The organism is Streptomyces sp. NPDC088387 (assembly GCF_044753385.1).
GTDB lineage: Bacteria > Actinomycetota > Actinomycetes > Streptomycetales > Streptomycetaceae > Streptomyces.
Map to the genome: position 1 here is coordinate 740,586 of NZ_JBIVNC010000001.1, position 14,091 is coordinate 754,676.

Below are 14,091 nucleotides of genomic sequence, written 5' to 3' on the forward strand. Positions count from 1 at the left end.
ATGTCGAAGATCAAGCCCAGCAAGGGCGCCCCGTACGCGCGCATCCTGGGCGTCGGCGGCTACCGCCCGACCCGGATCGTGCCGAACGAGGTGATCCTCGAGACGATCGACTCCTCCGACGAGTGGATCCGTTCGCGCTCGGGCATCGAGACCAGGCACTGGGCGAACGCCGAGGAGACCGTCGCCGCGATGTCGATCGAGGCGTCCGGCAAGGCGATCGCCGACGCCGGGATCACCGCCGAGCAGATCGGCGGCGTGATCGTCTCGACCGTCTCGCACTTCAAGCAGACGCCGGCCGTGGCGACCGAGATCGCCGACAAGCTCGGCACGGCCAAGGCCGCCGCGTTCGACATCTCGGCGGGCTGCGCCGGCTTCGGCTACGGCCTCACCCTCGCCAAGGGCATGGTCGTCGAGGGCAGCGCGGAGTACGTCCTCGTCATCGGCGTGGAGCGGCTGTCCGACCTGACCGACCTGGAGGACCGCGCGACGGCCTTCCTGTTCGGTGACGGCGCGGGCGCGGTCGTGGTCGGCCCCGCCACGGAACCGCACATCGGTCCGACCGTGTGGGGCTCCGAGGGCGACAAGTCCGAGACCATCAAGCAGACGGTGCCGTGGACGGACTACCGCGACGGCACGGTCGCCAGGTTCCCCGCCATCACGCAGGAGGGCCAGGCGGTCTTCCGCTGGGCCGTCTTCGAGATGGCGAAGGTCGCCCAGCAGGCGCTGGACGCGGCCGGGATCGGCGCGGACGAGCTGGACGTCTTCATCCCGCACCAGGCCAACGAGCGGATCATCGACTCGATGGTCAAGACCCTCAAGCTGCCCGAGTCCGTCACGGTCGCCCGTGACGTCCGCACCACCGGCAACACCTCGGCCGCCTCGATTCCGCTCGCGATGGAGCGGCTTCTGGCGACCGGCGAGGCCAAGAGCGGCGACACCGCGCTCGTCATCGGATTCGGGGCGGGTCTCGTGTACGCCGCCACTGTCGTTACCCTCCCCTAGGCACTCCGTGCCGGATCATGCGATCCGGCACGGACGCCGCACCGCCACACCCTCTGAGAAAACAAAGAAGGAGCGCCAAGATGGCCGCCACTCAGGAAGAGATCGTCGCCGGTCTCGCCGAGATCGTGAACGAGATCGCCGGGATCCCGGTTGAGGACGTCCAGCTGGACAAGTCCTTCACCGACGACCTGGACGTCGACTCGCTCTCCATGGTCGAGGTCGTCGTCGCCGCCGAAGAGCGTTTCGACGTCAAGATCCCCGACGACGACGTCAAGAACCTCAAGACGGTCGGCGACGCGACCAACTACATCCTCAAGCACCAGGACGCCTGAGCCCCTCGGGCCGGAACCTCCGGCCCGCTTCGCCACCCGGCGGTGGCGCCGCTGATCCCTCGCAACGTTGGAGAAAGAATTCCCGTGAGCCCGACCAATCGCACCGTGGTCGTCACCGGTATCGGCGCAACCACACCGCTGGGTGGCGACGCAGCTTCTACCTGGGAGGGCATGGTCGCCGGACGTTCCGGCGTCAAGCTCCTGGAACAGGACTGGGCCGCCGAGCAGGCGGTCCGGATCGCCGCGCCCGTCGCCGTCGAACCGTCCGAGAGCATTCCGCGGCCGCAGGCCCGCCGCCTCGACCGCTCGGCGCAGTTCGCGCTGATCGCGGCCCGGGAGGCCTGGGCCGACGCCGGCTTCACGGCGAAGGCGGGCGAGGACGAGTCCGTCGACCCCGACCGGCTCGGCGCGGTGATCGCCTCCGGCATCGGTGGCGTGACGACCCTGCTCGACCAGTACGACGTGCTCAAGGAGAAGGGCGTACGCCGTGTCTCCCCGCACACCGTCCCCATGCTGATGCCGAACAGCCCCTCGGCGAACGTCGGACTGGCCGTGGGCGCCCGCGCGGGCGTGCACACGCCGGTCTCCGCGTGCGCCTCGGGCGCCGAGGCCATCGGCTACGCCATCGAGATGATCCGCACCGGCCGCGCCGACGTCGTTGTCGCCGGTGGTACGGAGGCGGCGATCCATCCGCTGCCCATCGCCGCGTTCGGCAACATGATGGCGATGTCCAAGAACAACGACGACCCGCAGGGCGCCTCGCGTCCCTACGACACCGCCCGGGACGGCTTCGTCCTCGGCGAGGGCGCCGGCGTGATCGTCCTGGAGTCCGCCGAGCACGCCGAGCGGCGTGGTGCCCGCGTGTACGCGGAGGCGGTCGGGCAGGGCATCTCCGCCGACGCGCACGACATCGTGCAGCCGGAGCCGGAGGGACGCGGGATCGCCCACGCCCTCCAGAACCTGCTGGAGCGGACGGATCTGGATCCGGCGGAGATCATGCACGTCAACGCGCACGCGACGTCCACGCCGGCCGGGGACGTGGCCGAGCTGAAGGCGTTGCGGAAGGTGTTCGGCGACGAGGCGGACCACTTCGCCGTGTCGGCGACGAAGTCGATGACCGGGCATCTGCTCGGTGGTGCGGGTGGGGTGGAGACCGTCGCGACGGTGCTTGCTCTTTATCACCGGGTGGCGCCGCCGACGATCAACGTCGACAACCTTGATCCCGAGGCGGAGGCTGCGGCCGACGTGGTTCGGGGGGAGGCTCGGAAGTTGCCTGTCGAGGGGCGGATCGCCGCGCTCAATGACTCGTTCGGGTTTGGTGGGCACAACGTGGTGTTGGCCTTCCGTACCGTGTGACTTGCCGTCGGCTTTTGTGGCCCGGGTTCCCTTGAGGGGGGTCCGGGCCGTCGCCGTTTGGGCGGGGGTGGGGTGTCGCGTGCGGGTGCGTCGTGGCTTGTCGCGCAGTTCCCCGCGCCCCTGAGAGCTTGCAGCCGGCGCCGCCTGAATCGGGCCCTTGGTCGCGCCACCGAAAAGACGCGCAGTTCCCCGCGCTCCCAAGAAGCCTCGCAGCCGGTGCCGAGAAGTGGCCGTGCCTACACCACCTGGTGGAGCCAGCGGACCGGGGCTCCCTCTCCCGCGTAGCGGAAGGGTTCGAGTTCGTCGTCCCAGGGCTTGCCGAGGAGTTTGGCGATGTCGGACTCCAGGTCCGTCTCGCCGCGGCGGCTGCGGAGCAGGGCGGCGCGCAGGCGGTCCTCGGGGATCAGGATGTCGCCGTGGATGCCGGTGACGGCGTGGAAGATGCCGAGGTCGGGGGTGCAGCTGTAGCGCTCGCCCTCGGCCGTGGCGCACGGTTCCGCGGTGACCTCGAAGCGCAGCATCTGCCAGCCGCGCAGCGCGGAGGCGAGTTTGGAGGCGGTGCCGGGTTCGGCCTGCCAGGAGAACTCGGAGCGCCAGGTGCCGGGCGCGGCGGGCTGCCGGATCCAGTCGAGGCTCACGCGGATGCCGAGCACACCGGCAACGGCCCACTCGACGTGCGGGCACAGCGCGCGCGGAGCGGAATGCACGTACAGAACTCCACGTGTCGTCACCGGGACCTCCGGGCAGAGCTGGACATCTTGCGCGACGGGCTGAGCGGCGGCGGCAGGGCAGCCCACGTTGATGGCGAGGCTACCGTGCGGGGGCGCGAGGAGTGTGACGTACCGTCGGTCCAGGTGCCGTGAAACATCCGCCATTCACCCGGCAGGACGCCTGTACGGCCGCCCGGCGTTCCACAACGGGCGCCGGGAACTCTCGCGCGTTGTTATGTGGTGGGGGGGGCGGGAACCGGGCGACGGAGGGCTTTGTGGGGATGGGCCAGCGTTTGCGGCGACGGCGTTCACGGGCCGTTCTTGCCGTGCTGACGGCCGGGGTGCTGGGGGTCACCGGCTGCGATGTGGTCGGCGGCGACTCCCCGGCCCCGTCGGGGACGAAGGCGCAGAAGGCGAAACCCTCGCCGAAGCCGACACCGGTGTGGGACCGCAGTCCGGCGTCGGTGGCGGCGGTCGGCGACTCCATCACCCGTGGTTTTGACGCCTGTACGGTCCTGGCGGACTGTCCTGAGGTGTCCTGGGCGACCGGGACCAGCCCGGAGGTGGACAGTCTCGCCGTACGGCTGCTGGGCAGCTCGCGGGCGGCCTCGCACGCGTGGAACTACGCGGCGACCGGGGCGCGGATGGCGGATCTGCCGGGCCAGATGGCGCGTGCGGCGACCCGGAAGCCGGAGCTGGTCGCGGTGATGGCGGGGGCCAACGACGCGTGCCGGGAGTCGGTGGCGGCGATGACGCCGACGGCCGAGTTCCGGTCGGACTTCGAGGACGCGATGGCCACGCTGCGTCGGGCCGTGCCCAAGGCCCAGTTGTTCGTGGCGAGTGTGCCGAACCTGAAGCGGCTGTGGTCCGAGGGCCGGACGAACCCGCTGGGCAAGCAGGTGTGGAAGCTGGGGATCTGTCCGTCGATGCTCCAGGACGCGGACGCGCTGGACGCGGCGGCGACCGAGCGGCGCGAGACGGTGCAGAACCGGGTGGAGGAGTACAACGCGGTGCTGCGCGAGGTCTGCGCGAAGGACCAGCGGTGCCGCTTCGACGACGGCGCGGTGTACGAGTACCGGTTCGGCACCGAGCAGTTGAGCCACTGGGACTGGTTCCATCCGAGCAAGAACGGCCAGGCGCGGCTGGCCGAGATCGCATACAAGACGGTCACCGCCTAGGGTTTCGCTCATGAGCGAACACTTCGGCACACTTTCCGACGGGACCCGTGTGCACCGCTGGACGCTGGAGCGCGCGGACGTACGGGTGCGGGTGCTGTCGTACGGCGGGATCGTGCAGTCCCTGGAGGTCCCGGACGGCGCCGGGCGCCCCGTGGGCGTGGTGCTGGGGTTCGGGGATCTGGACGGCTATCTCGCGCATCCGGGGCCGTACTTCGGGGCGCTGGTGGGGCGGTACGCCAACCGGATCGCGGGCGGCCGCTTCCCGCTGGACGGGGCGACGTACGCGCTCGCCCGCAACAGCGGGCACAACTCGCTGCACGGCGGCGAGCGGGGCTTCGACAAGCGCGTGTGGGACGTCGAGCCGGTCGAGGACGGGCTGCGGCTCAGCCGGGTGAGTCCGCACGGCGAGGAGGGCTTCCCGGGCCGTCTGGAGGTCACGGTGACCTACCGCCTCGGTCCCGACGGGGCGCTGCGGGTCGGCTACGAGGCGGTGACCGACGCGCCGACGCCGGTGAACCTGACGCAGCACAGCTACTTCAACCTGGCCGGGTCCGGCAGTGCGGGCGGGCACGAGCTGCGGATCGACGCCTCGCGGTACACGCCGGTCGACGCGGACCTGATCCCAACGGGGGTCGCGCCGGTGGCGGACGGCCGCTTCGACTTCCGGACGGCACGGAAGGTGGGTTCGGGGTACGACCACAACTTCGTCCTCGACAAGGGGGTGACGGCCGGCCCCGTGGAGGTGGCGGAGCTGCGCGACCCCGCGTCCGGGCGGACGCTGACCGTGTCGACGACCGAGCCGGGGCTCCAGCTGTACACGGCGGACCATCTGGACGAGCCGTTCGCGCCCGGTGACGGCATCGCCCTGGAGACCCAGCACTTCCCGGACTCGCCGAACCGGCCGGAGTTCCCGGACACCGTGCTGCGGCCCGGCGAGGTCTTCCGCTCGGAGACGGTGTACGGCTTCGCCACCCGCTGAGGACGTGTGAGCCCCGGCCCGGATGTCAGGGCCCGGGCCGGGGCTGCTCACGCGGACGGCGTCGCCGCTCTGCCGGACGACTCGTCCTCGCTCAGAAGGTAGCCGCCGTGGTGACCGCGCGGTCGGCGATCGAACGCCCGGCCTGGATCTCGTACGAACCCTTCACAAACGACCAGGAGTTGGCCGACTCGTCCCAGACCTCGAAGGTGCGGCGCTCCAGGGTGACGACGGCTTCGGCGCTCTCCCCCGGTGCCGCCCCGACGGTCGCGAAGCCGGCCAGCCACCGCGCGGGGCGCTCCGGGCCGGGCTCGGCGGGGGCCGCGTAGATCTGGACGGTCTCGCGGCCGGCGCGCTCGCCGGTGTTGCGGACGCGGACGGTCACCGTGGTGTCGTCGACGGTGATGGACTCGTACTCCCAGGTGGTGTAGCCGAGGCCGTGGCCGAACGGGTAGACCGGGGTGCGGCCGTGCCGCTCCCAGGCGCGGTAGCCGATGAAGACGCCCTCGGTGTAGGCGAGTTCGCCGTTGTCCGGGGTGACCCGGGTGACCGGGGCGTCACGCAGGGCGCCCCAGGTGGTGGGCAGCCGACCGCCGGGTTCGTGGGCGCCGGTGAGGACGTCGGCGAGGGCCGCGCCGCCCTCCTGGCCGGGGAACCAGGTCAGCAGGACGGCGGCCACGTCGTCGCGCCACGGCAGTTCGACCGGGGAGCCGGCGTTGACCACCACGACGGTGTTCGGGTTGGCGGCGGCGACCGCCCGGACCAGGTCGTCCTGGCGGCCCGGCAGGGCGAGGTCGGTGCGGTCGAAGCCCTCGGACTCGACACGGTTGGTGGTGGCGACCACCACGACGGCGGTGTCGGCGGCGCGGGCGGCCTCGGCGGCCTCGGCGATCAGCTCGTCCGGGTCGCGCTGCGGCTCCTGGTGGGCGAGGGCGAAGGTGATGACCCGCATCGGGGCGTTGTCGGGGAGCGCGACGACATGGGTGAGGCGGACGTCGACGGGTTCGCCGGCGGTGAGTTCGGGCCGGGCCTGGGGCAGGGGGGCGCCGAAGAACGCCGCGAAGGGCCCGGTCTTGTCGGGGCGCTGGACGCCGTCGAAGTACGTGGTGCCGTCGACGGTGAGGGTGAAGGCGCCGGCGCCCTTGATGCCGAAGGTGTGCGGGCCGCTCTCGCGCGGGGTGAAGGTGCCGGTCAGTTCGACGGTGTGCAGCCGGTCGTGGGTGACACCGTCGGGCAGGTCGGCGCCCATCCACTGGAGGTGGCCGTTGGGGGCGCTGCCGGTGCCGATGATCTCGCCGTCGGCGTCACGGCAGACCGCGCGCAGGGTGAAGCCCTGGTCGGCGACGGCGAGTTCGGTGGCGGGGTCGGCGCCGACCGCGTAGGTGAGGGAGCCGAGGGCCTCGGTGAGTCCGTCGAGCGGGGAGACGACACGGGCCGGGAAGACGGTGGCGGAGCCGCCGCCGAGGATCCGGGCGTCGCGGGCGGCGGCGCCGAGCAGCGCGACGGTGGTGCCGGGCCGCAGCGGGAGGGTGTGGTTCTCGTTGCGGACGAGGACGAAGGAGCGGCGGGCGATCTCACGGGCGAGGGCCGGGCCGTCGACGGGCCCGGGGAGTCCGGTGACGGCGGGTTCGGCGCCGTCGAGGGCGCCGACGCGGGCGGCGAGCCGCAGCACGTTGCGTACGGCGTCGTCGACCTCGGCCTCCGGTACGGCTCCCTCGCGCACGGCGCGGGCGAGGTGCTCCCCGTAGACGGTCCGGGGGCCGGGCATGGCGATGTCGAGGCCGCCGGCCAGGGCGCCGGTGGTGGAGCGGGCGGCCATCCAGTCGGAGACGTTGCAGCCGTCGAAGCCCCATTCGCCGCGCAGGACGTCCTTGACGAGGTGGGTGTGCTCGGTCATGGTCGGGCCGTTGACCGCGTTGTAGGCGGTCATGATCCCCCAGGGGTGGGCGTTCTCGACGATCGCCTCGAAGGGGGCCAGATACAGCTCGCGCAGGGCGCGTTCGCCGACGAGGTTGTTCACCGTGAAGCGTTCGGTCTCGGCGTCGTTGGCGACGAAGTGCTTGACGGTGGTGCCGACACCGCCGGACTGGACGCCCCGGACGTATCCGGTGCCGATCCGGCCGGTGAGGTACGGGTCCTCGCTGTAGGCCTCGAAGTGCCGGCCGCCGAGCGGGGACCGGTGCAGGTTGACCGTGGGGGCGAGCAGCACGTGGACGCCCTTGCGGCGGGCCTCCTGGGCGAGGAGGGTGCCGGCGCGGTGTGCGAGGTCCGGGTCCCAGGTGGCGGCGAGGGCGGTCGGGGAGGGCAGGGCGACGGAGGGGTCGTCGACGGTCCAGCGCACCCCGCGCACACCGATCGGGCCGTCGGACATCACCAGGGACCGCAGTCCGATCTCCGGCAGTGCGGGCAGGGTCCAGTTGTCCTGCCCGGCGAGCAGCCGGGTCTTCGCGTCGAGGTCGAGTCTGCCGAGGGCCGCCTCCACGGCCGTCTCACGGGCCTTGTCGGCCGGAGTGTGCCGGTTTCCCGGGGTCGTCGCCGCCATCGGGTGCCTCCTCGTCGAGTCCGGGCAGGCCTCCCCTCCTTCCTCGACCACGACGGGGGTCTCCAAACCGCGACGGTCGATTGAGAAACCCCCGGGGTCACGCGATACTGCGGCCCTCCGGTGCCCGCGCACCCCACTGCGACGGAAGGACCCGAAGTCCCTTGAGTTCCCTACGTGTTCGCGTCGGCGTCCTCGCCCTCACGCTGCTCACCTCCGCCTCCCTCGCCGCCCCGGCGACCGCCGCCGCCCCCGCAGGTGCCGCCCCCGCCGGTGCCGCTCAGGCAGGTGCCGCCGGGCCGACGGTCGAGGAACAGCGCCTGGACCGGGCCGCGCCGCAGGAGATACTGAAGCGGTCCGGATTCGACTCCGTGGCCCCCGGTTTCGCACGGAAGCTGGAGCGGGCGCACTCCTACACTCAGGCCGCGCGGATCGTCGTACGCGAAGGGTCCGGGCTGTGGGAGCGGGCCGTGGACCGGGCGCAGGGGCGCGGGCCGGCCGGCGGGGACTTGAGCCGGGACGACGACCGGCCGCTGTACTGGGCGCGGCTCGGGATGACCCGGGAAGTGCGCGGCTGGGAGCCGGAGTTCGGGCTCGGTGACAGGCAACGGGCCGCGCTGCTCGATCTGCTGGAGCGCAACTCGCGCGGCCAGACCGACATCGACTACCAGAAGTCGAAGAAGGCCAAGCGGGTGCTGGTCACCGGCTTCGACCCGTTCACGCTGGACCGGGACATCCGGATCTCCAACCCGTCCGGCGCGACCGCGCTCGCCCTCGACGGCACGGTGATCCGGACCGCCGACGGTCCCGCGCGCGTGGAGACGGCGATGTTCCCGGTGCGCTGGGCGGACTTCACCGCCGGGACGGTGGAGCGGACGCTGCGGCCGTATCTGCCGAAGGTCGACCTGTTCACCACCGTCAGCCAGGGCCGGGTGGGCCGGTTCGACGTCGAGCGCACCAACGGGGCCTGGCGGGGCGGGTTCGGCGACAACGACAACACCGGTACGGCGGAACTGGTCCCGGTCGCCGACCCCGCCTCGCAGCCGCAGTGGACGTCGACGACCCTGCCGTACGCGGACATCGTGGCGGCGGACACCGGGCGCTTCCCCGTGCTCGACAACACGTCGGTGACGGAGATCCCGGCGGGTGCCACCCAGCCGGTGGTGCGCCCCGACGGGCCGACGCCGGGTTCCGCCGCGCGGGCCGGGGGCGGCGGCGACTACCTGTCCAACGAGATCGCCTACCGGGCGACGCTGCTGCGGGACCGGCTGGGGCTGGGCGGGACGCTGCCGGGTGGGCATGTGCACACACCGGTGCTTCAGTTCGGCGTGGGGAACACCACCGAGGTCACGGATCCGGAGTTCGTGCGGAATCGGTTGGACATCATCGCGCAGGTCCGCGGGATCCTGGGCGTTGCCCTGGACGCGGGTCTGCGCTGACGTCGGCGTGTGTCTGGGGGCTGCGCCCCCAGGCCCCCCTTCGGCCTGGACGGCCTCGTCCTCAAGCGCCGGACGGGCCGGCTTTCCGCTCCCCTTCTTCAATCGGCTCGCCCAGCAGGTCCCTTGCCATCAGCGTCGCTCCCGCCACCGCTCCCGGCATCAGGAAGACCGCCACGAAGGGGATCACGAAGGACAGGGCCAGTGGGGCACCGAAGCCCCAGACCAGGCGCTTGCGCAGGCGGAGCATGGCGAGGCGGTCGCGCAGGACCACACCCCGGCGCTGAAGGGCGACCGAGGTGAGTTCCTCGGTGAGGAAGAAGCCGGTGACGAAGAAGCCGATCACCGGTACGACGGTCTGGCCGACGAACGGCAGGAAACCGAGGCCGAAGAGCAGCACACCCCACACGGCGGCCCGGACCAGGACGCGCAGGCTGTCGCGGGCGGAGATCCACAGCTCGCGCCAGAGCGGCAGACCCGATTCGGGCGCCGTGCCGTCCGGGGAGACGTCACGGTCGACCTGCTCGGAGAGGTTCTCGTAGAAGGGCTGGCCGACCAGGAGCGTGACCGCGGTGAAGGTGAGGACGGCCAGCAGCAGGCCGAGCGCGAACAGTACGGCCGTGAGGAAGCCGCGGAACAGGCCCGCCCAGGGGCTCGACCAGTCGTCGGCGAACGGGGTCGCCCAGGTGACGAAGTCCTCGCCCCACAGCGCGAGTCCGACCAGCGCCGCCGCGTAGAGAACCAGCGTGACCAGGCCCGGGAGCAGGCCGAAGCCGTACGCCCTGCCGTGCCGGGTCATCCAGCGCTGACCCTTGATGAGATAGCCGAAGCCCGCCCCGAGATCGTGCATGGGCGCAGCCTATCGGGGCGGTTCGCGGGTGCCGGTGGCGGCTGCCGGCGGCAACTCCCCCGCTGAGGGTGGTCCGGTATGCGCCATCCGGGGTACCGGCGGGAGGTCGTGCCGCCAACGCCCTGTCGTTGCGGTTGAGTCGAACGGGTACGCGCCGCCGTACCGGTCTGGGAAGGCACGGCTGCGCGCCGATCGCGCGGGCCCGGGATCTCAAGTGGGCGGGAAAGGGGAGTTCGTACAGCGGGGCCGGGCATTGATCACCATGGCAGACGCCGGCAGCGGCCGAAATTGAGGAGAACGGATGACTCAAGAGATCCATGGCACCGTCGCCGACGGCTTCGAGCGGGTGCGGGACGAGTTCGCGGCGTTCGTGGCATCGGAACGGCCGGACTACGAGGGCCAGTTGTGCGCCTACGCGCACGGCCGGCGGGTCGTCGACCTGTGGGCCGGCCCGGACGCCGACGCCACCTCCCTGTACGCCGTGTTCTCGTCCTCGAAGGGCGCCGCGCATCTGGTGGCCGCACTGCTCGTGCAGGACGGCACGCTGGAACTGGACCGCAAGGTCACCTATTACTGGCCGGAGTTCGCGGCGGAGGGCAAGGGTGCGGTCACCCTGCGCGATCTGCTCGCGCACCGGGTGGGTGTGGTCGGCACGGACGGCGGCTTCACCCCCGACGAGATCGCCGACGACCGGCTGATGGCCGAACGGCTCGCGGACCAGCGCCCGTTCTGGCGCCCGGGCGCGGCCTTCGGTTACCACGCCCTGGTCATCGGCGCGTTGAGCGGCGAGGTGGTGCGCCGGGCCACCGGCCACACGCTCCAGGAGGTGTTCGAGGAGCGGATCAGGGCGCCGTACGGACTGGACTTCCATCTGGGTCTGCCGCAGTCCCAGGACGCGCGCTTCCGCGGTGTGCAGCCGATGGCGCCGACGCCGACCCAGCAGGCGCTGCTGGACGCGCGGCAGGACGGGCCGCACAACCTGGAGGCCATCGCGTTCAACGCCCATGCGGCGGAGCCGTCCGATCTGGGGGCGCTGCCGAACGAACGGCGGGTGCGCGCCAGGGGTCCGGCCTCCTACGGCGGTGTGGCCTGCGCCCGCGGGCTCGCCGGGATGTACGCGGCGGCGATCAGCGAGGTGGACGGCAAGGCGCCGCTGCTGAAGGAGGACACGGCGGCGGAGTTCGGGCAGATCCACTCCGTGGGCCACGACCTGGTCGTCCGTGCGCACAAGGCGTACGGGGTCGGCTTCCAGGCCACGTCGGAGACCTGGTACCCGTATCTGGGCGCCGGGGCCTTCGGGCACAGCGGCGCGGCCGGCTCGCAGGCCTTCGCGGACCCGCGCAGCGGACTGGCCTACGGGTACACACGCCGCCGGTTCGCCTTCCCGGGTGCCGCGGCACCGGAGAACGAGCGGTTCGTGCGGGCGGTGCACAGCGCGGTCCTCGCGGGGTGAGGGGCGCCCGGCACCCGCGGAAGTACGGCGAAGGCCGCACCCCACGTCCAGGGGTGCGGCCTCCGTCGTACGCAACGAGTGGTGTCAGACCAGCGTCACGGTGATGTTGCCGCGGGTCGCCTTCGAGTACGGGCAGACCTGGTGCGCCTTCTCCAGGAGGGCCTTGGCGGTCTCCGCGTCGACGTTCGGGATGCTCGCGGAGAGTTCCACGATGATGCCGAAACCGTCGTCGTTCTTGCCGATGCCGACCTTCGCGGTGACGGTCGAGCCGGTGATGTCGGCCTTCTCCTGGCGGGCCACCACGGCGAGCGCGCCCTGGAAGCAGGCGCTGTAGCCGGCGGCGAACAGCTGCTCGGGGTTGGTGCCGGCGCCGCTGCCGCCCATCTCCTTGGGCGGGTTGACGACGACGTCGAGCTTGCCGTCGTCGGTGGCGACCCGTCCGTCGCGGCCGTTCTCGGCGGTGGCGACGGCGGTGTACAGGACGTCGGACTGCTGGATGGGCATGGGGTGCTCTTCCTCCTCGGTCCGCCCGGGACTCGCGCCCACGATCCCGGACGGTTTCGGAAAGAAGTTACCGCATACCGGAAATCAGCAGAAGGGCACCGCCGGTGAACGGCGGACGCCGCTCACAGCTTGACGATCATCTTTCCGGTGTTGTCGCCGCGCAGGACCCCGAGGAACGCCTCCAGGTTGTTCTCGATGCCCTCGACGACCGTCTCGCGGTACTTGAGCGCGCCCGAGGCGACCCAGGGGCCGACCTCCTGGACGAACTGCGGCTGGAGGTCGTAGTGGTCGCCGACCAGGAAGCCCTCGATACGGCCGCGGGTCTGGATCAGCCGGGCGAGGTTCTTCGGGCCGGGGGCGGCCTCGGTGTTGTTGTAGACGGAGATCGCGCCGCAGATCGCGATCCGGCCGTTCAGGTTCAGCGAGCCGATGGCGGCCTCCAGGTGCTCGCCGCCGACGTTGTCGAAGTAGACGTCGACGCCGTCCGGCGCGGCCTCGCGCAGCTGGGCACCGACCGGGCCGTTCTTGTAGTTGAAGGCGGCGTCGAAGCCGTACTCCTCCACCAGCAGCTTGACCTTCTCGTCGGAGCCGGCCGAGCCGATGACCCGGGAGGCGCCCTTGAGCCTGGCGATCTGGCCGACCTGGCTGCCGACGGCCCCGGCGGCGCCGGACACGAAGACGGCGTCGCCCTCCTTGAAGGAGGCGGTGCGCAGCAGCCCGGCGTAGGCGGTGAGGCCGGTCATGCCGAGGACGCCGAGGTAGCTGGAGAGGGGCGCGGCGGACGGGTCGACCTTGACGGCGGTCTTGGCGTTGACCAGGGAGAACTCGCGCCAGCCCAGGAAGTGCAGCACGTGGTCGCCGACGGCGAGGCCCTCGGCGTTGGAGGCGACGACCTCGCCGACCGCGCCGCCGATCATGGGCTTGCCCAGCTCGTAGGGGTCGGCGTAGGACTTGGCGGCGCTCATCCGGCCGCGCATGTACGGGTCGACGGAGACGTACGCGTTGCGGACCAGCACCTGGCCCTCGCCGGGTGTCGGCAGCTCCGTCTCGACCAGGGCGAAGTCCTCGGGCTTGGGCCAGCCGACGGGGCGGCTGACCAGGTGCCACTCGCGGTTGACGGTCGGAAGTGCGGGGGTGTCGGACATGTGGGGCGACCTTTCCTTGCGATTCCTTGCGAATACTTCAGCACCTGAAACAACAATGCTCTTGAATATTTCATGTTGTCAAGTAACCGGGTACCCTGGAGAGCATGGCCACACCACCCACCACACGCCGCCCGGATGAACTGACCATGGAGGTCGTCGACCTGATCGGCTCGGTCGTGGCCCTCTACCACGAGGAGTACGAGGAGGCGGCCGCCGAGCACGCGCTGACCGGCGCCCAGGCGAAGCTGCTGAGCCTGCTCTCGCTGGAGCCGCTGCCCATGCGCAAGCTCGCCCACAAGCTCAAGTGCGAGCCGTCCAACGTCACCGGCATAGTCGACCGCCTCGAATCCCGTGGCTTGGCCGAACGCCGCCCGGACCCGGCCGACCGCCGGGTGAAACTCGCCGCGGCGACGGACGAGGGCGTACGCGTGGCCCGCAGCCTCCGGGAATCCCTCCGCTTCGCCAGGGAGCCCTTGGCGGGCTTGAGCGAGGAGGAGCGCCTCGCCCTACGGAACCTGCTGCGGCGGATGCTGCCGGAGGAGCCCCCGAGACAGGCGGCGCAGCCGCCTCCTCAGGGGCGCGGGACTGTATGACCGAGTCCTTGTGACCT

At 71.6% G+C, this 14,091-nt stretch carries 13 protein-coding genes; 8 read left to right on the forward strand and 5 right to left on the reverse strand.

Annotation, left to right across the window (positions count from 1 at the left end; translation table 11 throughout):
* From ACIQAC_RS03420 to fabF, 3 genes are all read left to right on the forward strand, one after another.
* The gene (locus ACIQAC_RS03420) at positions 1–1,002 is read left to right on the forward strand and encodes a ketoacyl-ACP synthase III (protein WP_402186503.1); all 1,002 of its coding nucleotides are present in this window, start codon (positions 1–3) and stop codon (positions 1,000–1,002) included.
* Between the two features lie 80 nt (positions 1,003–1,082).
* Positions 1,083–1,334, forward strand: a complete 252-nt coding sequence (locus ACIQAC_RS03425; RefSeq protein ID WP_402186504.1) for an acyl carrier protein — start codon at positions 1,083–1,085, stop codon at positions 1,332–1,334.
* Positions 1,335–1,418: 84 nt separating this feature from the next.
* Positions 1,419–2,690, forward strand: coding sequence for a beta-ketoacyl-ACP synthase II (gene fabF / locus ACIQAC_RS03430; protein ID WP_402186505.1), 1,272 nt, complete (start codon positions 1,419–1,421; stop codon positions 2,688–2,690).
* A 236-nt stretch (positions 2,691–2,926) separates the two neighbouring features.
* Here fabF and ACIQAC_RS03435 read toward each other — a convergent pair whose 3' ends face one another.
* On the reverse strand, positions 2,927–3,421 hold the full coding sequence (locus ACIQAC_RS03435) for a DUF3145 domain-containing protein (protein ID WP_402186506.1): 495 nt from the start codon (positions 3,419–3,421) through the stop codon (positions 2,927–2,929).
* A gap of 260 nt (positions 3,422–3,681) precedes the next feature.
* Between ACIQAC_RS03435 and ACIQAC_RS03440 the strand changes: the two genes are divergently transcribed.
* Together ACIQAC_RS03440 and ACIQAC_RS03445 are read left to right on the forward strand one after the other, a co-directional pair.
* Positions 3,682–4,578 (forward strand): SGNH/GDSL hydrolase family protein, encoded by an 897-nt coding sequence (locus ACIQAC_RS03440; RefSeq protein ID WP_402186507.1) that lies wholly within the window; start codon positions 3,682–3,684, stop codon positions 4,576–4,578.
* A 10-nt stretch (positions 4,579–4,588) separates the two neighbouring features.
* Positions 4,589–5,557, forward strand: a complete 969-nt coding sequence (locus tag ACIQAC_RS03445) for an aldose epimerase family protein (protein WP_402186509.1) — start codon at positions 4,589–4,591, stop codon at positions 5,555–5,557.
* A gap of 91 nt (positions 5,558–5,648) precedes the next feature.
* On the opposite strand, the gene ACIQAC_RS03450 is transcribed toward ACIQAC_RS03445, so the two are convergent.
* Positions 5,649–8,096: a beta-glucosidase H gene (locus ACIQAC_RS03450; protein ID WP_402186511.1), complete on the reverse strand. Its 2,448-nt coding sequence runs from the start codon at positions 8,094–8,096 to the stop codon at positions 5,649–5,651.
* Between the two features lie 161 nt (positions 8,097–8,257).
* Here ACIQAC_RS03450 and ACIQAC_RS03455 point away from each other — a divergent pair, with 161 nt between their 5' ends.
* The gene (locus tag ACIQAC_RS03455) at positions 8,258–9,532 is read left to right on the forward strand and encodes a pyroglutamyl peptidase (RefSeq protein WP_402186513.1); all 1,275 of its coding nucleotides are present in this window, start codon (positions 8,258–8,260) and stop codon (positions 9,530–9,532) included.
* Between the two features lie 61 nt (positions 9,533–9,593).
* On the opposite strand, the gene ACIQAC_RS03460 is transcribed toward ACIQAC_RS03455, so the two are convergent.
* Positions 9,594–10,379 carry an EI24 domain-containing protein gene (locus ACIQAC_RS03460; protein WP_402186515.1) on the reverse strand — a complete coding sequence of 262 codons (786 nt, stop codon included), beginning with the start codon at positions 10,377–10,379 and terminating at the stop codon, positions 9,594–9,596.
* A 301-nt stretch (positions 10,380–10,680) separates the two neighbouring features.
* On the opposite strand from ACIQAC_RS03460, the gene ACIQAC_RS03465 reads away from it, so the two are divergent.
* Positions 10,681–11,832, forward strand: a complete 1,152-nt coding sequence (locus tag ACIQAC_RS03465; RefSeq protein WP_402186517.1) for a serine hydrolase domain-containing protein — start codon at positions 10,681–10,683, stop codon at positions 11,830–11,832.
* Between the two features lie 84 nt (positions 11,833–11,916).
* On the opposite strand, the gene ACIQAC_RS03470 is transcribed toward ACIQAC_RS03465, so the two are convergent.
* Both ACIQAC_RS03470 and ACIQAC_RS03475 read right to left on the reverse strand, forming a co-directional pair.
* Entirely contained in the window at positions 11,917–12,336 is a 420-nt protein-coding gene (locus tag ACIQAC_RS03470) for an organic hydroperoxide resistance protein (protein ID WP_402186519.1), read from the reverse strand.
* A 122-nt stretch (positions 12,337–12,458) separates the two neighbouring features.
* Positions 12,459–13,481, reverse strand: coding sequence for an NADP-dependent oxidoreductase (locus ACIQAC_RS03475; RefSeq protein ID WP_402186521.1), 1,023 nt, complete (start codon positions 13,479–13,481; stop codon positions 12,459–12,461).
* Between the two features lie 104 nt (positions 13,482–13,585).
* On the opposite strand from ACIQAC_RS03475, the gene ACIQAC_RS03480 reads away from it, so the two are divergent.
* A complete protein-coding gene (locus tag ACIQAC_RS03480) occupies positions 13,586–14,074 on the forward strand; it encodes a MarR family winged helix-turn-helix transcriptional regulator (protein ID WP_402186523.1) in 489 nt (162 codons plus the stop codon).
* The last annotated feature ends 17 nt before the right edge of the window (positions 14,075–14,091 follow it).